The 19,384-nt window shown below is 73.1% G+C and carries 18 protein-coding genes and 2 riboswitches; of the genes, 6 read left to right on the top strand and 12 right to left on the bottom strand.

Annotated features, from left to right (window positions below):
* Positions 1-55: 55 nt before the first annotated feature.
* The gene (locus ACSU53_RS08855; protein ID WP_437026191.1) at positions 56-844 is read right to left on the bottom strand and encodes an enhanced serine sensitivity protein SseB; all 789 of its coding nucleotides are present in this window, start codon (positions 842-844) and stop codon (positions 56-58) included.
* Between the two features lie 188 nt (positions 845-1,032).
* Positions 1,033-1,767 (bottom strand): AAA family ATPase, encoded by a 735-nt coding sequence (locus ACSU53_RS08860; RefSeq protein ID WP_437026193.1) that lies wholly within the window; start codon positions 1,765-1,767, stop codon positions 1,033-1,035.
* Positions 1,768-1,987: 220 nt separating this feature from the next.
* Positions 1,988-2,090: riboswitch (glycine riboswitch) on the top strand.
* Positions 2,091-2,215: riboswitch (glycine riboswitch) on the top strand.
* A gap of 102 nt (positions 2,216-2,317) precedes the next feature.
* Between ACSU53_RS08860 and gcvT the strand changes: the two genes are divergently transcribed.
* The 5 genes from gcvT (at position 2,318) to ACSU53_RS08885 (ending at position 7,428) form a co-directional block, all read left to right on the top strand.
* On the top strand, positions 2,318-3,436 hold the full coding sequence (gene gcvT / locus ACSU53_RS08865) for a glycine cleavage system aminomethyltransferase GcvT (protein WP_437026195.1): 1,119 nt from the start codon (positions 2,318-2,320) through the stop codon (positions 3,434-3,436).
* A 126-nt stretch (positions 3,437-3,562) separates the two neighbouring features.
* Positions 3,563-3,940 carry a glycine cleavage system protein GcvH gene (gene gcvH, locus ACSU53_RS08870; protein ID WP_164332843.1) on the top strand — a complete coding sequence of 126 codons (378 nt, stop codon included), beginning with the start codon at positions 3,563-3,565 and terminating at the stop codon, positions 3,938-3,940.
* Positions 3,941-3,955: 15 nt separating this feature from the next.
* Entirely contained in the window at positions 3,956-5,215 is a 1,260-nt protein-coding gene (glyA, locus tag ACSU53_RS08875; protein ID WP_437026198.1) for a serine hydroxymethyltransferase, read from the top strand.
* Between the two features lie 150 nt (positions 5,216-5,365).
* Positions 5,366-6,733: an L-serine ammonia-lyase gene (locus ACSU53_RS08880; protein WP_437026200.1), complete on the top strand. Its 1,368-nt coding sequence runs from the start codon at positions 5,366-5,368 to the stop codon at positions 6,731-6,733.
* Between the two features lie 137 nt (positions 6,734-6,870).
* Positions 6,871-7,428, top strand: coding sequence for a glycoside hydrolase family 25 protein (locus ACSU53_RS08885; protein ID WP_437026202.1), 558 nt, complete (start codon positions 6,871-6,873; stop codon positions 7,426-7,428).
* 37 nt (positions 7,429-7,465) lie between these two features.
* Here the strand turns inward: ACSU53_RS08885 and ACSU53_RS08890 are convergent, their stop codons facing one another.
* The 6 genes from ACSU53_RS08890 to ACSU53_RS08915 form a co-directional block, all read right to left on the bottom strand.
* Positions 7,466-8,155: an NADPH-dependent F420 reductase gene (locus tag ACSU53_RS08890; RefSeq protein WP_437033087.1), complete on the bottom strand. Its 690-nt coding sequence runs from the start codon at positions 8,153-8,155 to the stop codon at positions 7,466-7,468.
* 179 nt (positions 8,156-8,334) lie between these two features.
* Entirely contained in the window at positions 8,335-8,547 is a 213-nt protein-coding gene (locus tag ACSU53_RS08895; protein WP_432058748.1) for an EF-hand domain-containing protein, read from the bottom strand.
* 134 nt (positions 8,548-8,681) lie between these two features.
* Positions 8,682-9,185, bottom strand: a complete 504-nt coding sequence (locus ACSU53_RS08900) for an ATP-binding protein (protein WP_437026204.1) — start codon at positions 9,183-9,185, stop codon at positions 8,682-8,684.
* Between the two features lie 273 nt (positions 9,186-9,458).
* Positions 9,459-10,226 carry an enoyl-CoA hydratase/isomerase family protein gene (locus ACSU53_RS08905; RefSeq protein ID WP_362091997.1) on the bottom strand — a complete coding sequence of 256 codons (768 nt, stop codon included), beginning with the start codon at positions 10,224-10,226 and terminating at the stop codon, positions 9,459-9,461.
* 165 nt (positions 10,227-10,391) lie between these two features.
* Positions 10,392-11,633, bottom strand: a complete 1,242-nt coding sequence (locus ACSU53_RS08910) for a L,D-transpeptidase (RefSeq protein ID WP_437026207.1) — start codon at positions 11,631-11,633, stop codon at positions 10,392-10,394.
* A gap of 246 nt (positions 11,634-11,879) precedes the next feature.
* Positions 11,880-13,100 (bottom strand): L,D-transpeptidase, encoded by a 1,221-nt coding sequence (locus ACSU53_RS08915; protein WP_437026209.1) that lies wholly within the window; start codon positions 13,098-13,100, stop codon positions 11,880-11,882.
* Positions 13,101-13,287: 187 nt separating this feature from the next.
* On the opposite strand from ACSU53_RS08915, the gene glgX reads away from it, so the two are divergent.
* On the top strand, positions 13,288-15,537 hold the full coding sequence (glgX, locus tag ACSU53_RS08920; protein WP_437026210.1) for a glycogen debranching protein GlgX: 2,250 nt from the start codon (positions 13,288-13,290) through the stop codon (positions 15,535-15,537).
* A 61-nt stretch (positions 15,538-15,598) separates the two neighbouring features.
* Here glgX and ACSU53_RS08925 read toward each other — a convergent pair whose 3' ends face one another.
* Genes ACSU53_RS08925 through ACSU53_RS08940 form a run of 4 tightly spaced genes read right to left on the bottom strand, consistent with a single transcriptional unit; the run spans position 15,599 to position 19,310 of the window.
* Complete coding sequence (locus ACSU53_RS08925) at positions 15,599-16,252, bottom strand: response regulator (protein ID WP_437026212.1); 654 nt, start codon at positions 16,250-16,252, stop codon at positions 15,599-15,601.
* A complete protein-coding gene (locus tag ACSU53_RS08930) occupies positions 16,245-17,534 on the bottom strand; it encodes a sensor histidine kinase (protein WP_437026214.1) in 1,290 nt (429 codons plus the stop codon). The genes ACSU53_RS08925 and ACSU53_RS08930 overlap by 8 nt, the downstream gene beginning before the upstream one ends.
* A 10-nt stretch (positions 17,535-17,544) precedes the next feature.
* Positions 17,545-18,294 carry an ABC transporter permease gene (locus ACSU53_RS08935; RefSeq protein ID WP_437026216.1) on the bottom strand — a complete coding sequence of 250 codons (750 nt, stop codon included), beginning with the start codon at positions 18,292-18,294 and terminating at the stop codon, positions 17,545-17,547.
* Entirely contained in the window at positions 18,291-19,310 is a 1,020-nt protein-coding gene (locus ACSU53_RS08940) for an ABC transporter ATP-binding protein (protein WP_437026218.1), read from the bottom strand. Before ACSU53_RS08940 ends, ACSU53_RS08935 begins: the two co-directional genes overlap by 4 nt.
* Between the last annotated feature and the right edge of the window lie 74 nt (positions 19,311-19,384).

Consider the following 19,384-nt stretch of genomic DNA (forward strand, 5'->3'; position numbering starts at 1 on the left):
GCCGGTCCCGGGGCGAGGGAAGGTGTCCGCCCGCCCCGGTACGCCCCCGGCCGGGCTACTGCTGCTGGTAGAAGGGCCGCACCCGGTCGCGCATCCAGTCGCCGACGGGGTCCTGGGCGATGTCCAGCAGGACGACGTTGACCGGCCACCGCACCGGCGCCCGGCCCAGGGCGCGGCCCAGCGCGTCCGTCGGCAGGGTGTGCGGGTCCTCGTCCCACCGGGTCAGCTCGATGCCGATGAACAGCACCGGGTCCGCGGTCTCGACCGCGGCCAGGCACCGGCGGGCGGTGCGGACCACGCCGAGGGCCTCGAACTCGGCGCCGGCCGCCGCGAGGAAGTCGACGGGGTCGTCCTGCCAGTCGGGTTCGAACAGCCGCACCCGGCCGCCGGTCCCGGTGCCGTCGAGTTCGGTGCGCCCGGCCCGGCACAGGTCCGCCACGGCCTCGGGCGGCAGCGGGATGCCGACGACACCGCCCGGGTTGACGGCGATGCCCGCCTGCGGGGGCAGACCGCGGGCGAACTCCACCGCGGGCGCGACGGTGAACGACAGGTGCGAGCCGGCGACCTGGCGGAACTGCTCCTCGGAGCTGAAGACCGGGACGTACACCTGCCCGTCGAGCTCCATCGTGGGCAGGTCGAGGGAGCCGCTGTCGGGCCCGCCGCCGTTCGGCAGGGGCACCCAGACGAAGCTGCGGCCGAGGACCTCGACGATCCGGCCGCCGGCCGAGGGGACGCCGAGGGAGGCGGAGAGCACCTCCTCCAGTTCGTTGCCGGGCCATCCACCGTGCGGATGGGGATGTGCCTGCGCCGGGAAGTCCGCGGAGAAGCCCGCCGGGAAGTCCATGTGCCTACCGCCTGCCTGGAACCACTGCTGTGGCGAAAAGGCTAACCGCTGCCGCACGGCCGGTGTCCGGCCGTGCGGGGAGCCGGTGCGGACGGTGGTGCGCCGGGACGGGACCGGACGCCTGCCGGCCGCGACGCGGCTGACGGTCCGGCTCCCCGCACGACCCGGCGCCCGGCCCGCCCGGCCCGTCAGCCGGTGAAGCCGATCCGGTGCAGCGTGTCCGTGGCGTCCCGGTCGAGGAGGACCGCCGAACCGCAGCCGGCGGGCCCCTCCCCCCGCTCCACCGCGCGCAGCAGCCGGCCCACGGCCGCGCGGTGGCGCAGGAAGGCGTACCGCGAGACGCCGCGCCCGCGGGCGCGCTGGCCGTCCAGGGCCTCCTCGGGGGTGACGTCGAGGAGCAGCAGGCGCAGGGCCGCTCCCCGGCGGCGCGCCTCACGGGCCAGCCAGCGGCGCACCCACGCCTGGGTGCCGCAGTCGTGCACGACGACGCCCCCGCCGCCGCGCAGCGCGCGGCGCAGGCCGGCGTAGTGGTCCAGGCGGACCAGGGGCCGGTACACGGCGTACGGCAGGAAGCCGGGCATGCGGGCGTCCCAGCGGTCCCGGGTGTCCTGGGAGTCGACACGGGTGCCGCGCACGGTGCGCCGCATCAGCGTGGACTTGCCGCTGCCGGGCAGCCCGGTGACCACGACGACGTCCCGCGGGCCGAACAGCAGCGCGTGCGGCCCGCTCCCGGCGAGCCCGCGCAGGTCGCGGACCGCGGGCGCCGGGAGGGATCCGCCGGTCGGGGCTCCCGGGGCCGCGCACCCGGGGGCGGTGGCGGCGACGGAGGGGGCGCCGGCCTGTGCGGGCACCCCGGCCGGGGCGGCCGGCTGTCCGGGCGGGGCGGCGCCCGCCGGGCCGGCGTGCACCGTGGTCCTGTTCACCGTGAGTCCTCCCCTGGGCCGGGTGCGGAAGTCCCGTGCCGCGCTGACTGTAAAGAGAAGGTAATGCCGGGCGTCACTCGATTCCGTCCGTTTCCCGCAACAGGCCGGTGACAGCCCGTTGTGACCGGACGCGCACCCTGCGCGTCCCCTGTGAAGGGTCCCCCTGCCGCGCCCCGGGAATGCGTGCAATGATGAGCCCGCCAACTGCATACCGGCCGTTTGAATCCGCGCGGGAGAGTCCCCGGCCACTTGTGGCACGCCGGGGCGCCGAAGGAGCAAGTTCCTCCCTTGAATCTCTCAGGCACCGTTACCGCGCGGGCGAGGCACATCTGAAAAGCGGGCCGTCGCGACACTGCTCCGGTGGCTCCACCCAAGGTGCAAGCCGTACGCCGCCCCCTCGCGGGCGGTCATGGCGAACCTCTCAGGTTCCGATGACAGATGGGGAGGATCGTCCTCGCCTTCCCCACGCCGTCCTGCGGCCCCGGGCTCTCGATCCGCTCGAGCGGCCACACCGGCGCGGGGGACCCCATCGCCACTGGGAGACCTACCGATGAGCAGTTCCGAACTCCGCCGTACCGCGCTGGATGCCGTGCATCGCGCGCTCGGCGCGACGATGACCGACTTCGCCGGCTGGGACATGCCGCTGCGCTACGGCTCGGAGCGCGACGAGCACATCGCCGTCCGCACCAGGGCGGGCCTGTTCGACCTCTCCCACATGGGCGAGATCACCGTCAGCGGGCCGCAGGCGCTCGCGCTCCTCGACCACGCGCTGGTCGGCAACATCGGCACGGTCAAGCAGGGCCGGGCCCGGTACACGATGATCTGCGCCGAGGACGGCGGCATCCTGGACGACCTGATCGTCTACCGGCTCGGCGAGTCGGAGTACCTGGTCGTCGCCAACGCCTCCAACGCGCAGACGGTGCTCGACGCGCTGCTGGAGCGGTCGGCCGGGTTCGACGCCGAGGTGCGCGACGACCGTGACGCCTACGCGCTGCTCGCCGTGCAGGGGCCCGAGTCCGTCGCCGTCCTCGCCTCCCTCACCGACGCCGACCTGGACGGCCTGAAGTACTACTCCGGGCTGCCCGGCACCGTGGCGGGTCTGCCCGCGCTGATCGCCCGTACCGGCTACACCGGCGAGGACGGCTTCGAGCTGTTCGTGAAGCCGGAGCACGCGGTCGAGCTGTGGCAGGCGCTGACCAAGGCCGGCGAGGGCGTCGGCCTGGTGCCGTGCGGGCTGTCCTGCCGGGACACGCTGCGCCTGGAGGCGGGCATGCCGCTGTACGGCAACGAGCTGAGCAGCTCGCTGACGCCGTTCGACGCCGGGTTCGGCCGGGTGGTGAAGTTCGAGAAGGAGGGCGACTTCGTGGGCCGCGCCGCCCTCACCGAGGCCGCCGCGCGCGCCGAGCAGAACCCGCCCCGCGTGCTGGTCGGCCTGGTCGCCGAGGGCCGCCGGGTCCCGCGCGCCGGGTACCCGGTCGTCAAGGGCGACGAGGTGATCGGCGAGGTCACCTCCGGCGCGCCGTCGCCGACGCTGGGCAAGCCCATCGCGATGGCCTACGTCGACCCGGCCCACGCGGCCCCCGGCACGGCGGGGGTCGCCGTCGACATCCGCGGCCGTCAGGAGCCGTACGAGGTCGTGGCGCTGCCGTTCTACAAGCGTCAGAAGTGACACCGTCGTAGCGTTTCCGGACAGCCGTCCGCGCGTGCGGACCGGTGCCGTCGCGCCGCCGTCCACGGGCGTCCGCCGCTGTCCCTCCCCCATCAGCAGTCCCCCGCGTACAGGAGAATCCAGGCCATGAGCAACCCCCAGAACCTGCGGTACAGCAAGGAACACGAGTGGCTGTCGGACGCCGAGGACGGCGTGTCGACGATCGGCATCACGGAGCACGCGGCGAACGCGCTCGGCGACGTGGTCTTCGTCCAGCTCCCCGAGGTCGGTGACACGGTGACCGCGGGCGAGACCTGCGGCGAGCTGGAGTCGACCAAGTCGGTCAGCGACCTCTACTGCCCGGTCACCGGCGAGGTCACCGCGGTCAACGAGGACGTGGTGAACGACCCGTCGCTGGTGAACTCGGCTCCCTTCGAGGGCGGTTGGCTGTTCAAGGTGCGCATCACCGACGAGCCGTCGGACCTGCTGACCGCCGCCGAGTACGACGCCCACATCGCGGGCTGAGGAGTCGTCGCCGCAATGTCGCTTCTGAACACGCCCCTGCACGAGCTCGACCCGGCCGTCGCGGCCGCCGTCGACGCGGAGCTGCACCGGCAGCAGTCCACCCTCGAGATGATCGCCTCGGAGAACTTCGCCCCGGTCGCGGTCATGGAGGCGCAGGGCACCGTCCTGACCAACAAGTACGCCGAGGGCTACCCCGGCCGCCGCTACTACGGCGGCTGCGAGCACGTCGACGTGATCGAGCAGATCGCGATCGACCGGGTCAAGGAGCTCTTCGGCGCCGAGCACGCCAACGTGCAGCCGCACTCGGGCGCGCAGGCCAACGCCGCCGCGATGTTCGCGCTGCTCAAGCCCGGTGACACGATCATGGGCCTGAACCTGGCGCACGGCGGTCACCTGACCCACGGCATGAAGATCAACTTCTCCGGCAAGCTGTACGACGTGGTCGCCTACCACGTGGACGACACCGGGACCGTCGACATGTCCGAGGTCGAGCGCCTGGCCAAGGAGAAGAAGCCGAAGCTGATCGTGGCGGGCTGGTCGGCCTACCCGCGGCAGCTGGACTTCGCCGCGTTCCGCCGGATCGCGGACGAGGTCGGCGCCTACCTCATGGTCGACATGGCGCACTTCGCCGGTCTGGTCGCGGCGGGCCTGCACCCCAACCCGGTGCCGCACGCCCACGTCGTCACCACCACGACCCACAAGACCCTCGGCGGCCCCCGCGGCGGTGTGATCCTCAGCACGGCCGAGCTGGCCAAGAAGATCAACTCCGCGGTCTTCCCCGGCCAGCAGGGCGGTCCGCTGGAGCACGTGGTCGCCGCGAAGGCGGTCGCGTTCAAGGTCGCCGCCTCCGAGGAGTTCAAGGACCGCCAGCGCCGCACCCTGGAGGGCGCCCGGATCCTGGCCGAGCGCCTGGTGAAGGACGACGTCCGGGCCGTCGGCGTGGACGTGCTGTCCGGCGGCACGGACGTGCACCTGGTCCTGGTCGACCTGCGCGCCTCCCAGCTCGACGGCCAGCAGGCCGAGGACCGGCTGCACGAGGTCGGGATCACCGTCAACCGCAACGCGATCCCGAACGACCCGCGTCCGCCGATGGTCACCTCCGGCCTGCGCATCGGCACGCCCGCCCTGGCCACCCGCGGCTTCACCGCCGAGGACTTCGCCGAGGTCGCGGACGTGATCGCCGAGACGCTCAAGCCGGAGTACGACGCCGAGGCGCTGCGGGCCCGGGTGACGGCCCTCGCGGCGAAGCATCCGCTGTACCCCGGTCTGAAGTAATTTCGTACCCTTTGATTCGTACGAACGTCCGGGGCATCGCGCACACTGGAACCGGTGGGCGCGATGCCCCGCGTCGTACACGCACCCCCACTCGCACCCCCTGTACCGCCGGCGGACAGCGTCGTCCGCCGAACCCCTAGGAGTCCTCCCGTGGCCATCTCGGTCTTCGACCTGTTCTCGATCGGCATCGGCCCGTCCAGCTCGCACACGGTCGGCCCGATGCGCGCGGCCGGCCTGTTCTCCCGGCGGCTGCGCAACGAGGGCCTGCTGGGCTCGGTGGCCTCCGTCCGCGCCGAGCTGTACGGCTCGCTCGGCGCCACCGGCCACGGCCACGGCACCCCCAAGGCGGTGCTGCTCGGCCTGGAGGGCGACTCGCCGCGCACGGTCGACGTGGAGACCGCCGACGAACGGGTCGAGAAGATCAGGGCCGGCGGCCGGCTGAGGCTCCTCGGCGAGCACGAGATCGCCTTCTCCTTCGACGACGACCTGGTGCTGCACCGCCGCAAGGCGCTCCCGTACCACGCCAACGGCATGACCCTGTGGGCGTACGACGCCTCGGGCGCGACGCTGCTGGAGAAGACGTACTACTCGGTGGGCGGCGGCTTCGTCGTCGACGAGGAGGCGGTCGGCGCGGACCGCATCAAGCTGGACGACACGGTCCTGAAGTACCCGTTCCGCACGGGTGACGAGCTGCTGCGCCTGACCCGGGAGACCGGCCTGTCGATCTCCGCGCTGATGCTGGAGAACGAGCGGGCCTGGCGGACCGAGGAGGAGATCCGCGAGGGCCTGCTGGAGATCTGGCGCGTCATGCAGGCGTGCGTGGCGCGCGGCATGTCCCGCGAGGGCATCCTGCCGGGCGGCCTGAAGGTGAGCCGCCGGGCCGCGAACACCGCCCGCAAGCTGCGCTCGGAGGGCGACCCGCAGGCGCTCTCCATGGAGTGGATCACCCTCTACGCGATGGCCGTGAACGAGGAGAACGCGGCCGGCGGCCGGGTCGTCACGGCCCCGACGAACGGCGCGGCGGGCATCATCCCGGCGGTGCTGCACTACTACGTCAACTTCGTGCCCGGCGCCGACGAGGAGGGTGTGGTCCGCTTCCTGCTGGCGGCCGGCGCGATCGGCATGCTCTTCAAGGAGAACGCCTCCATCTCCGGTGCCGAGGTCGGCTGCCAGGGCGAGGTGGGCTCCGCCTGCTCCATGGCCGCGGGCGCCCTCGCGGAGGTGATGGGCGGCTCTCCGTGGCAGGTGGAGAACGCGGCGGAGATCGGCATGGAGCACAACCTGGGCCTGACCTGCGACCCGGTGGGCGGCCTGGTGCAGATCCCGTGCATCGAGCGCAACGGCATGGCCGCGGTCAAGGCGGTCACGGCGGCCCGGATGGCGCTGCGCGGCGACGGCTCGCACAAGGTGTCCCTGGACAAGGTCATCAAGACGATGAAGGAGACCGGCGCGGACATGTCGGTCAAGTACAAGGAGACGGCCCGGGGCGGGCTCGCGGTGAACATCATCGAATGCTGAGGCGCCCGCACCGGGCAGAGGCGGTCAAGGGCGATCACTTCCCGTCCGTCGCGGGTCGGCGGTGCCGGGGCGGGGCATGAGTCCTGCGACTCCCCTTCTCCCCGCGAGTCCCCCCACAAGCACGTCAGGGAGCCCTCATGCTGCGTGGCATCGACGTGAGTTCGCACCAGACCGCGTCCTACGACACCGACGGCCTGTCCTTCGTCTTCGTCAAGGCGACGGAGGGCCGTCGGTACACCAACCCCAAGCTGGCCGACCAGACCAAGCGGGCGCGCGACGCCGGTCTGGTCACCGGCTTCTACCACTTCCTCTGGCCGGGCGACCTCACCGCCCAGGCGGAGCACTTCGTGAGCGAGGCGCCCCTGAAGAAGGGCGACCTGCTGGCCGTCGACTGGGAGACCACCGGCGGCGGCACCCGGGCGAGCGCCGCCGAGAAGGACCGGTTCCTGGACCTGGTGAAGGAGCTGCGGCCCGGACACCGGGTCGTCCTGTACTGCAACCGGGACTTCTGGCTCAACGTCGACACCACCTCACAGGCGGGTGACGGCCTCTGGATCGCCGACTACGTCGCGGCGGGCGAGCCCCGCGTCGAGGCCGCCTGGCGCTTCCACCAGTACACCGACGACCCGCTGGACCAGAACGTCGCGGACTTCGCCGACGAGGCGGCCCTCAGACAGTGGGCCGAGGGGGCCTGACCTCCGCGCGACGCGCAGGTCAGGCCCCGGCCCGGTGTCATCCGCGGAAGTCGGGACCGCGCTCGGGGGACGCCTTCGCCAGCGCCTCGGTGACGCCATCGACGCCGGCGCGCAGCCCGTAGACCGGGGTGCCCGGCTGCTGGCGCCAGGAGTCGTCGAGACCGCCGGCGTCGACGGTGTCGAAGCCGAGTTCCCCGATCAGGTCACGGACCTTCCGCTTGGCCGCCTCGTCGTCCCCGGCCACGGGCAGGGCCATCCGGTCGGGGGCGCCGGCGGGGCGGTGACGGTCCAGGATGTCCTGGGCGTAGGTCCCGTTGAACGCCTTGATCACCGGGTGACCGAGGTGCTGCTCGGCCCAGCGGCTCTCGGTCAGGCCGTCGTCCTCGATGCCCGCGATGCGTCCGTCGCGCTGCGGGTAGTAGTTGCCGGTGTCGATGACGGCCAGGTCCGCGGCAGCCCCGTCGAACAGCCCGGACGGCAGCCGGGGCACGGCCTTGACCGGGATGGTGACCACCACGATCTCCGCGCCGCGGACCGCCTCCCGCACCGTGACCGGTGTCGCCCCGGTCTCCTCGGCGAGGGCGGTGAGGGTCTGCGGGCCACGCGAGTTGGCGACGGAGACGTCGTGCCCGAGGGCGGTGAGCCGCCGGGTGAGATTGCCGCCGATGTTCCCCGCGCCGATGATGCCGATCTTCATGGTCCGCCTCGCCTCGCCCTTCGGATGGATGTCTCACCCGCGTCCCCATGGACGCCGGTGGACCCTGCCAACCTCCGGGAGACCGGGGCTATTCCGGGCAACCGGTTGAATCCGGCCATCCGGGTGGCGCGGCGGGCGCCCCCGGCTCCGGGCATGCCGCGGGGCCCGGTCCACGGCGGCACGCGCGCGGTCCGGGCCCCGGCGGGGCCTCACTTGCGGAGGTGGACCCAGAACTCGTCGAACGACAGGAGCTTGTCGCCGTTCAGGTCGCGGGAGGCGATGATCGCCTCGGCGACCTCCTCGGTGACGTTCCAGTCGCCGCCCTGCGCGAGGGCGGTCTTGAACTCGGCAGCGGTGATGAACCCGTCCCCGTTCGTGTCGATCCGCTCGAACTGCTTGCGTGCTTCCTCGATGTCCGCCACCGATCCGCCCCTCTTCGTGTTGTTCGCGTTGTACTGGTCGGCGTTCCGCCGGACCCGCCCGGAGCCCGGACGACGCAGGTCAGGTTAACGCGCGGGCCCCCGTCCGCCGTACCCGTGGCGGCGGCGCCGGCCGCTCAGCGCTCGGAGACGCGCATCTCGAACCAGGTGGTCTTGCCGCGGGGCAGCAGGTCCACGCCCCAGCGGTCGGCCAGCTTGTCGACGAGGAAGAGGCCGCGTCCGCTGGTGTCCAGTTCCTGGACCGGCATCAGGCAGGGCAGGCCGCGGGAGGGGTCGCGCACCTCGACGCGGAACCGGCCGCGACGGCGGGACATCCGGAGTCCGAAGACCCGGGCGCCGGTGTGGCGGACGGCGTTGCCGACGAGTTCGGACACGAGCAACACGGTGTCCTCGGCGGTGCGGGCGGTCAGCCCCCAGTGACGCAGGACGACCACCTGCGCGATCCTGCGGGCGATGGCGGCGGATTCGGGGAGCGACGGCAGCGACACCTCGGACTCCGTCGGATCGCCGTACAACTCCAGTGCGCGCAGGGCCTGTTCGTCCTCGACCGTCGGCGACCAGCGTGACGCCGTCGCCCGTCCGTCTCCCCGCGGCTGTCCCAAACCCTCCAGCCCCGCCATGGCCCCATCATGGCCGCCGAGCGGCACGTCAGGGGCCGGTACGGGCGAATACGCCCCCCGTACGCCCCCTGTGTGCGATCGTCCGCCGTCATATGCCAGAGGCAGCAGGGGATCGTTCCCACCGCTTCCTGCCTGCGGGAACGGCTCGCTGTTCGACAATCGACGGGCCCCCTCGTCACGACAGGCTTAAGGGTGCCTTAAGGCTCCCATAAACCGCCGCGCCGAGGGGGCCGGATCAGACATCGTGTCAATGGCAAGCCCTGGGGCGAGGTTTCACACGAACTTTGCCTTGCCCGGGCCCTCCTCCACGAAGCTGCGCATGCCGCGCTCCCGGTCCTCGGTGGCGAACAGACCCGCGAACCAGTTCCGCTCGACGGCGAGGCCGGTGTCGATGTCCGTCTCCAGCCCGGTGTCGACGGACTCCTTGGCCGCACGCAGCGCGAGCGCGGGCCCCTTGGCCAGCTTCGCCGCCCAGGCGTGCGCCTGCTCGTAGACCTCGGCGGCGGGTACCACCCGGTCCACCAGGCCGAGGGTCAGCGCCTCGTCGGCCCGGACCTGACGGCCCGTGAAGATGAGGTCCTTGGCGCGGGACGGCCCGATGAGGCGGGACAGCCGCTGGGTGCCGCCGGCGCCCGGGATGAGACCGAGCAGGATCTCGGGCTGGCCCAGCTTGGCGTTGTCCCCGGCGATGCGGTAGTCCGCGCAGAGGGCGAGCTCGCAGCCGCCGCCCAGCGCGTAGCCGGTGACCGCGGCCACCACCGGCTTGGGGATGCGGGCCACGGCCGTGAACGAGTCCTGCAGGCCGCGGGCGCGCAGGACCATCGCGGTGTGGTCCATGGCCTGCATCTCCTTGATGTCCGCGCCGGCCGCGAACACCTTCTCCCCGCCGTAGATCACCACGGCGCGCACGTCGTCGCGCCGCGTGGCCTCCTCGGCGAGTTCCTTCAGCCGGTCCTGCGTGGCCACGTCCAGGGCGTTCATCGGCGGGCGGTCCAGACGCAGGGTGCCGACGCCGTCCGCGACTTCGAGATGTACGGTCATGCCAGCAGGTTAACGGGGACTAACGGCGACCGGGGTGGGTGCGGTCCGTCACACCGGACACGGGGCCGGGGCCCGCCGGAGCGCCGCCCGCCCCCGGCTCCTTGCCCGGACACGGCGCGGCCCCGGTGCCGTGGCTCGCACCGGGGCCGCGCGGACGGGGGGAGGCTATGCCTTCCACTTCTCCCAGGACATGTTCCAGCCGTTCAGCCCGTTGTCCGGGGCGATGGTGGCGTCCTTGGAGTTCTTGACGACGACCACGTCCCCGATCATCGAGTTGTCGAAGAACCAGGCGCCCGGGGCCTTCTTGTCCCAGCCGCCGCGGGTGTCGCGCAGCCCGATGCAGCCGTGGCTGGCGTTGTAGTTGCCGAAGGCGTTGCCGCCCCAGTAGTTGCCGTGGATGAACGTGCCCGAGGTGCTCAGGCGCATGGCGTGCGGGACGTCCTTGATGTCGTACTCGCCGCCGAAGCCGACCGTCTCGCCGTTCATCCGGGTGACCTTGAGCCGCTCGGTGATGACCATCTGGCCGTTCCAGGTCTCGGTGCCGGGGGCACCGGTGGTGACCGGGATGGTCTTGATGACCTTCCCGTCCCGCTTCACCTTCATGGTGTGCTTCTTGGCGTCGACGACGGAGACCTGGCTGCGGCCGATGGTGAAGGAGACCTTCTTCGCCTGCTTGCCGTAGACCCCGGGACGGCCCTCGACGCCGTCGAGGTTGAGGTCGACGGTGACCTTGGTGCCGGCCTTCCAGTAGTGCTCCGGGCGGAAGTCGAGGCGGTCGTTGCCGAACCAGTGGCCCGCGACCTCGACGGCCGGCTCGGTGGTGATGCGGATGGCCTTCTCGACGTCCTCGGGGTTGGTGATGCCCCGGGTGAAGCGCAGCGAGAACGGCATGCCGACGCCGACCGTGGAGCCGTCCTCGGGGGTGAAGTTGCCGATGAAGGTGTTCTTCGGCGTCAGGGTGGTGAAGTCGGCGTCCTCGGCGGCGGTGCGGCCCTCGGAGTCCTTCGCCACGGCGTGCACGGTGTACTTGGTGGAGCCCGCCAGGTGGGTGGACGGCGTCCAGGTGCGGCCGTCGGCGGACATCTCGCCCTCGATCTTGCCGCCGTCCGCGTCCCGGACGACGACCTCCGTCAGCTTGCCCTTGGTGGCCGAGACCTTCAGGGCGCCGCTGGTCTTCACGTCCTCGGCGCCGTCCTCGGGAGCGATGGTCACCACGGCCTCGGACTGCTTGCCGACGGCCGCGGCGGCGGCCTTGCCCTTGCCCTTGCCGTCGCCCGGGCCCTGTTCCGGGTCCCCGCCTCCGCAGGCCGTGACCGCCAGCACCACCCCGAGTGCCAGTGCGGCCAGTTTCCTGCCGGTCCGTCGCCGCGCGCCCACGGACGCCCCCGATATCGGCCCCACGTTCACGTTGTATCTCCCCTCGGCGGGCCTGGCCGGACCCGCGCCCCCGCGCGCCCCTCGCGCGCTTCGGCGCATCGTAACCCCAGGCCAGGGGGCTTGGGCTGGGTGCGAATGTCACCATTCAGTCCCAACTTCAACTGTCTGTGGGACCGACGGCGGGAGGCGAGGGGGACGGGCGGGACAACGCCGCGAGAACGACGGGCCGGGACGAGCGGGGGTGGGCCGGACCGGGCCGGGGCCCGGCCGGCGGGGTCACTTCACCGCGCTGCCCGCACGCCACTCCTCCCAGTCCATGTTCCAGCCGCCGAGGCCGTTGTCGGGAGCCACCTTCTTGTCCTTGCTGTTGACCACCTCGACCACGTCACCGACGAGGCTGCGGTCGAAGAACCAGCCCGCCGGGGTGTCCGCCCCGCCGCCCTTGACGTCGCGCAGCCCGATGCAGCCGTGGCTGACGTTGGTGGAGCCGAAGACGTCCGCGTCGGCCCAGTAGTTGCCGTGCAGGAAGGTGCCCGACTCGGTCAGCCGGATGGCGTGCGGCACGTCCGGGATGTCGTACTCGCCGCCGAAGCCGACGGTGCGGCTGTCCATCCGGGTCACCTCCAGCATCTCGGTGATGACCATCGTGCCGTTGTAGGTGGTGGTCTTCGGTGCTCCCGCCGTCACCGGGACCGTGGCGAGCAGTTCGCCGTCCCGCCGCACCTGCATGGTGTGCCGGGCGGCGTCGACCCGGGAGACCTGGCTGCGGCCGACGGTGAAGGTGAACGTCCGCTGCTGCAGCCCGTACACGCCGGGGGCGCCCTCGACGTCGCGCAGGCCCAGCTCGACGGTGACGCGGGTGCCGGGCTTCCAGTAGTGCTCGGGGCGGAAGTCGAGCCGGGAGCGGCCGAACCAGTGCGGCCGGATGTCGACGGGCGGCTCGGAGGTGACCCGGACGGCACGTTCGACGGCGGCGCGGTGGGTGATCTTCCGGTTGAACTCCAGGGAGACGATCATCCCGGTGCCGACGGTGGAGCGGTTCTCCGGGGCCACGTATCCGATGAAGCGTTCCTCGGGGACGTGGGTGGTGAAGGTGGTGCGGCGGGCGGAGCGGCGGCCGTTGCCGTCCACGGCGACCGCGTCGACGGTGTACTCGGCGGCGAGCGCCAGCCGTTCGCCGTCGGGCCGCCAGGTGCGTCCGTCGTCGGACAGACGCCCCGGCACCGGGGAGCTCCGGGCGTCCTGGGACTTCACCACCGCCACCGACTCCAGCCGTCCCTCCGGCACCCGGACGCGCAGCTCGCGGTCGGGGCGGACGCCCGTGCTCCCGTCGTCGGGCGTCACCCGGATGACGTCCTCGGCGGCCGGCGGGCCGAACGCCCCGCTCAGGGGGCCGTCCGTGGTGCACCCGACGGCTCCGGTCAGCAGTCCTGCCCATGTCAGTACGGCGGCCAGTGCGGCCCTCGCGCGCCGTGCGCGCCCTTGTACGTGCCTCACGCGCTGTCCAACGACCGGGCGCGCGTTCGGGAAACGACCATGCCGCCGGGCGGGGAAACGTGAGTGCGCGGCACGCTCTGGGCAGAACTGTGGGGAGAACGACGCGCCGGACAGCCGCGGCCGGAGCCGACCGGAGGGCCGCGCACTCGTGACCACCGTCGTTCCACGAGCCGCGGGAGGCTGACAGGTGTCCAGCGCAGCCGAGCAGGAGGCGGTGGCCGCACAGCGGGCCACCGGGGAGGGGCGCCCGGCCGTCGTCGTGAACGGCAGGCGGCCGGTGGCGTCCGCGCCGGCGGTGCCGGTCCGGCCGGGCCGGCCGACGCCGTTGGGCGCCCGGTTCCGGGTGGGCCCGGACGGGGTGGCGGGGACCAACTTCGCCCTGTGGGCGGGCGGGGCGGAGGGGGTCGAGCTGTGCCTGTTCGACGAACGGGGACGGGAGAGCCGGGCCCGGCTGACCGAGCTGACGCACGGCATCTGGCACGGTTTCGTGCCGGGCGTGCGGCCCGGTCAGCGGTACGGCTACCGGGTGCACGGCCGCTGGGACCCGTGGACGGGGGCCCGCTGGAACCCGGCGAAGCTGCTGCTGGACCCCTACGCCCGCGCGGTGGACGGCGACTTCGCGCTGCCGCCCGAGGTGTACGGACACGTCCGGGACTGGCCGCAGCAGCACGTCGCGGACACGGTGCGCGACGACCGGGACTCCGCCCCGTACGTGCCCAAGGGCGTCGTGGTGCACGACGACGACGACTGGTCCGACGACCGCCGGCCCAAGACCCCGTGGGCGGACTCGGTGATCTACGAGCTGCACGTCAAGGGCTTCACCCAGCGGCACCCCGGCGTCCCGGAGGAACTGCGCGGCACCTACGCGGGGCTCGCCCACCCGGCCGCGATCGAGCACCTGGTGAAGCTGGGCGTGACGGCGGTGGAGCTGCTGCCGGTGCACCAGTTCGCGCACGAGGACCACCTGCTCAGCCGGGGCCTGCGCAACTACTGGGGCTACAACTCCATCGGCTACTTCGCCCCGCACGCCGGCTACGCGGCCTCCGGCACCACCGGGCAGCAGGTCGGCGAGTTCAAGCGGATGGTGCGCGCCCTGCACGCGGCGGGCCTGGAGGTCATCCTGGACGTGGTCTACAACCACACCGCGGAGGCCGGGGAGCTGGGCCCGACGCTGTCCCTGAAGGGCATCGACAACCGCGGCTACTACCGCCTCCAGCCGGACGCCCGCCGCTACGCCGACTACACCGGCTGCGGCAACACCCTGCACGTCGTCCAGCCGCACGTGCTGCGCCTGATCACGGACTCGCTGCGCTACTGGGTGACCGAGATGGGCGTCGACGGCTTCCGCTTCGACCTCGCGGCGGCCCTCGCCCGCTCCATGCACGACGTCGACATGCTCTCCCCGTTCCTCGCGGTGATCGCCCAGGACCCGGTGCTGCGCCGCGTCAAGCTGATCGCCGAGCCGTGGGACGTCGGCTCGGGCGGCTACCAGGTGGGCGCCTTCCCGCCGCTGTGGACGGAGTGGAACGACCGGTACCGCGACACCGTGCGGGACTTCTGGCGGCACGCGCTGCCGGACGTGCGGGAGATGGGCTACCGGCTGTCCGGCTCCAGCGACCTGTACGCCTGGGGCGGGCGCCGCCCGTACGCCTCGGTCAACTACGTCACCGCGCACGACGGTTTCACGCTGCGCGACCTGGTGTCGTACGACCGCAAGCACAACGAGGCCAACGGCGAGGGCAACCGGGACGGCACGGACGACAACCGGTCCTTCAACTGCGGGGCGGAGGGCCCCACCGACGACGAGCACGTCCTGGCCCTGCGGCGGCGCCAGCTGCGCAACCTGCTGACCACGCTGCTGCTGTCCACGGGCGTGCCGATGCTGGTGGCCGGGGACGAGATGGGCCGCACCCAGCACGGCAACAACAACGCCTACTGCCAGGACAACGAGACCGGCTGGGTGGACTGGACGCTGCTGGACGACCCCGCGTGGCGGGCGCTGTGCGACCTGACCTCGCGGCTGATCGGGCTGCGTCACCGGCACCCGGTGCTGCGCCGCCGGGCCTTCTTCTCCGGTCGGCCGCACTCGGCGGACGGGCTGCGCGACCTGGCCTGGTTCACGGCGCACGGCACGGAGATGACCGAGGGCGACTGGTACGCGCCGGCCGCGACGCTCGGCATGTACCTCTCCGGGCGGGACATCCCCGGCCGGGACGAGGACGGGTCGCCGGTCCTCGACGACAGTTTCCTGGCCGTGCTGCACGCCGGGGGCGAGCCGGTGGACTTCGTGCTGCCGGGGCCGCCGTGGGCCGACCGCTACGAGGTCGTCGTCGACACCGGGCGGGAGGACCAGGCGTCCGCGCCGGACGCCGTGCACCGGGCGGGTTCGGTCCTGACGGTGCCGGGGCGGACGGTGCTGCTGCTGCGGGTGCGCTGACGGGACGGGCCCGCGGGGTGGCCGGGGGCGGTACCCGGCCGCTCCCGGGCCGGTCGCGGTGTCAGCCCAGGATGCCGCGGTCGTAGCCCGCCGCCACGGCCGCCGCGCGGTCCCGCACGCCCAGCTTGGCGTACAGGTGCGTGAGGTGGGTCTTCACGGTCGCCTCGCTGATGAACAGTTCCCGGGCGATCTCCCGGTTGGAGGTGCCCCGGGCGACCAGGACGAGCACCTCCCGCTCCCGCGCGGACAGCGTCTCGCCGCCGGCCGGGCGGGGCGCGCGCACCGCGGACACCAGGCGGGAGGCCACCGCCGGGGAGAGCACCGTCCGGCCCTCGGCGGCCGCCCGCACCGCCGCGAACAGCTCCTCGCGGGGCGCGTCCTTGAGCAGGTAGCCGGTCGCGCCCGCCTCTATGGCGGGGAGGGTGTCCGCATCGGTGTCGTAGGTGGTGAGCACGAGCACCCGGGCGCGGATGCCCCGGCGGGTCAGCTCGCGGATGGCCTCCACTCCCCCGCCGCCCGGCATGCGCAGGTCCATCAGGATCACGTCCGGGTCCAGGGCGGCGGCCCGTTCCAGTGCCTCGACGCCGTCGGACGCCTCGCCGAGCACGCGGAAGCCCGCCACGGACGCGAGCATGCCGCGCAGGCCGTCCCGGACGACGGGGTGGTCGTCGACGACGAGCAGGGAGACGGCGGGTTCCTCGGGCGCGTCAGTCATGGCGGACCAACGGTACGCGAGCCGACACCGCCGTCCCCAGACCGGGTTCGGACTCGATCCCGAGGGACCCGGCGATGCGTTCGGCACGGGCCCGCATGCCGTCCAGGCCGAAGCCGCCGCCGCCGTCGCGGGCGCGGCGGACCCGCGGGTCGAAGCCGCGTCCGTCGTCGCGGACGTCGAGGGTGACCTCGTCACCCATGTAGGAGAGGGTGACGCCGACCCGGGTGGCGCCCGCGTGCCGGGCGGTGTTGGACAGAGCCTCCTGGGCGATCCGCAGCAGGGTGGCCGCCACCTCGTCGTGGAGCGGCTCGACGGTTCCGGTGGTGGTGTACCGGGCGGGGACGCCGGTGCGTTCCTCCCACTCGGCCACCGTCTTCTCCAGGGCCTGCGGCAGGGCGTCGTCGGCCAGGGCGGCCGGGGACAGGTTGTGCACGGAACGGCGGGCCTCGCCGAGGCTGTGCCGGGCCAGGGCGGCGGCCCGGTCCAGGTGCTGCCGGGCCAGGCGGGGGTCGCCGGCGGCGGCGACCACCTGGAGCTGGGCGATGATGCCGGTCAGTCCCTGGGCGAGGGTGTCGTGGATCTCGGCGGCCAGCCGGCGCCGCTCGTCGGCCACCCCGGCCTCCCGCGCCTGGACCACCAGTTGGGCGTGCAGGGCCGCGTTCTCGTCGAGCGCCTGCTGCAACGCCGTGTTGGTGCGCTCCAGTTCGTCGATGGTCTCGGCCTGCGTGCGGGCGCGGGCCTCCTCCAGGCCGGCGATGTGGGAGAAGACGAGCAGCAGCGCCGCGTTGACGCCGAGGACGCCGCCGAAGACCATCCAGCCGGTCGCGTCGCCCGGCGGCAGGCCGCCGCTCTGGGAGCCCGCGACGGTGACGGCGGCGGCCAGCAGCCCGGGGACGACCAGCCGCTGCGGCAGCAACCGCCCGATGTCGAAGTAGTTGATCGCCGCGTGGAAGGCGAACAGCGGGTTCAGCCAGGTCAGGGCGAAGCTGAGGGCGATCCGCAGGGTGAAGTAGACCGTGCTCGCGGTCGAGGGCGTCGCACGGCCGCGCGACGCCCGCCCCCACCACAGCTGCAGCACGAGCGTCGCGACGACGAGCGCGGCGCAGGCGTGCACCTCCGCCCGGGTCATGCCGAGGACCCGGGCGGTGGACGCCGCCAGCACCGTGCCGGTGGCGAGCAGGGCGTACGGTCCCCAGCGGTGGAACAGCGCCCACCGCTGCTCCAGCCGGCCGGCCGCCCGCGCGCTGTCCCCCGTCCGCGTCATCGCACCAGTGTCGGGCATGGCGGGGCGCTCACTCCCAGCGGAACCAGCGGGCGGCGAGGGCGGTCAGCAGCACCGTCCAGCCTGCCGTGACGCCCAGGTGGTCCCAGCCCGGCCAGGCCCCGGCGGCGGCGTCGTTCAGGGCTTCGGAGGCGGCGCCGAACGGGGTCCAGCCGACGATGCGGGCCAGCAGGTCGGGCATGGCCTGCACGGGCAGCCAGACGCCCGCGCAGAACATCGCCGGGAACAGCGCCGCCGACCCGAGCGCCGCCGCGATCTTCGTCGTCCGGGACAGCGAGCAGATCAGCGCGCCGAACGCGAGGCAGGCGAGGGCGGCCAGCAGCAGGGCGAGCAGGTAGCCGGCGGGCTGCCCGGGCAGGGACACGCCGTAGACGACCCGGCCGAGCGTGAGCGCCAGGAGGGCGGAGACGAGCGCGCTCCCGCCGTACACCAGCATCTGCGCGGACAGCAGGGCGGTGGCCCGGACCGGTGTGGTGGCCATCCGCCGCAGGATGCCCTGTTCGCGGTAGCCGGTGAGGGTCTGCGGCATGCCCTGGAGCCCGGCGATGAGGACGCCGAGGAGGACGGCGACGGGGACGTAGAGGTCGATGGCCCGCAGCCCGCCGAGGCCGGGGTCGGGGTCGCGGAAGGCGGGGACGGCACCGAGGATCCCCAGCAGCAGGCTGGGGAAGAACAGGATCCAGAACAGGTTGCCGGGCTCGCGGCGGAACAGCCGCACCTCGGTGCGCAGGACGGCGGAGTTGAACAGGGCGGCGGTCATGCCGGGAGCTCCTCGGTCGGGCCGGCCGGGCCGGCGGCGGACGGGCCGGGTGTGCCGGTGGCAGCCGGTGTGCCGGTGGCAGCCGGTGTGGCGGTGGCAGCCGGTGTGCCGGTGGCGCCCGCCCCCTCGGTGAGGTCCAGGAAGGCGTCGTCCAGCGTGGCGTCGGTGACCCGCAGCTGGTGCGCGGTGACGCGGGTGCGGGCCAGCAGCGTGATCACCGCGTTGACGGTCGCGTCGGTGCCGGACAGCGTGACGCGGTCCTCGCGGTACTCGGCCGAGGCGAGGTCCGGCAGCGCGGCGAGGTCGCTCTCGTCCAGCGGCCGGGACGGGGTGAAGCTGATGACGGTGGCGCCGGCCGAGCGGCGGATGAGCCCGGCCGGGGTGTCCAGCGCCGCCACCCGGCCGCGGTCGATGACGGCGATCCGGTCGCAGAGCCGCTGGGCCTCCTCCATGAAGTGGGTGACCAGCAGGACGGTGACACCGCCGGCGCGGATGTCCTCGATGAGCTGCCAGGTGTCGCGCCGGGCGCGCGGGTCGAGCCCGGTGGTCAGTTCGTCCAGCACCACCACCCGGGGGTCGCCGACCAGGGCGAGCGCGATCGACAGCCGCTGCTGCTGGCCGCCCGACAGCTTGCCGTAGCGGATGCCCAACTTCTCCGTCAGCCCGAGGCGTTCGGTGAGGGGCCGCCAGTCGGCGGGGGCCGGGTGGAAGGACGCGTACAGCTCCAGGGCCTCCCGGACCGTGAGCTTGGGCTGCAGCGCGCTCCGCTGGAGCTGGGCGCCGAGGACGCGGGCGACCCGGTCGTGCTCGGTGACGGGGTCGAGCCCGGTGACCCGCACCCGTCCCCCGTCGGGCACCCGCAGGCCCTCCACGCACTCGACCGTGGTGGTCTTGCCGGCGCCGTTCGGGCCGAGGATCCCGAAGATCTCGCCCTCCTCGACGGTGAACGACACCCCGTCGACCACGGGCCGGCCGCCGTACGTCTTGCGCAGATCGGTGACTTCGATGACGGACATGCCGGTCAGTCTTCCGGCGGCCGGGGCCCGCGCGCATCGGCCGTCCCGCTCGGCTGCCATCGTCCGATCGGTTG

Source organism: Streptomyces sp. enrichment culture, from assembly GCF_964273255.1.
Lineage (GTDB): Bacteria > Actinomycetota > Actinomycetes > Streptomycetales > Streptomycetaceae > Streptomyces.

Coding starts and splice junctions, on each gene's coding strand:
- ACSU53_RS08855 (WP_437026191.1), bottom strand. CDS start 844: ATGGACTTCCCGGCGGGCTTCTCCGCGGACTTCCCGGCGCAGGCACAT.
- glyA (WP_437026198.1), top strand. CDS start 3,956: ATGTCGCTTCTGAACACGCCCCTGCACGAGCTCGACCCGGCCGTCGCG.
- ACSU53_RS08930 (WP_437026214.1), bottom strand. CDS start 17,534: ATGCCCGACACTGGTGCGATGACGCGGACGGGGGACAGCGCGCGGGCG.
- ACSU53_RS08885 (WP_437026202.1), top strand. CDS start 6,871: ATGCTGCGTGGCATCGACGTGAGTTCGCACCAGACCGCGTCCTACGAC.
- ACSU53_RS08935 (WP_437026216.1), bottom strand. CDS start 18,294: ATGACCGCCGCCCTGTTCAACTCCGCCGTCCTGCGCACCGAGGTGCGG.
- ACSU53_RS08900 (WP_437026204.1), bottom strand. CDS start 9,185: ATGGCGGGGCTGGAGGGTTTGGGACAGCCGCGGGGAGACGGACGGGCG.
- gcvH (WP_164332843.1), top strand. CDS start 3,563: ATGAGCAACCCCCAGAACCTGCGGTACAGCAAGGAACACGAGTGGCTG.
- ACSU53_RS08925 (WP_437026212.1), bottom strand. CDS start 16,252: ATGACTGACGCGCCCGAGGAACCCGCCGTCTCCCTGCTCGTCGTCGAC.
- gcvT (WP_437026195.1), top strand. CDS start 2,318: ATGAGCAGTTCCGAACTCCGCCGTACCGCGCTGGATGCCGTGCATCGC.
- ACSU53_RS08940 (WP_437026218.1), bottom strand. CDS start 19,310: ATGTCCGTCATCGAAGTCACCGATCTGCGCAAGACGTACGGCGGCCGG.
- ACSU53_RS08905 (WP_362091997.1), bottom strand. CDS start 10,226: ATGACCGTACATCTCGAAGTCGCGGACGGCGTCGGCACCCTGCGTCTG.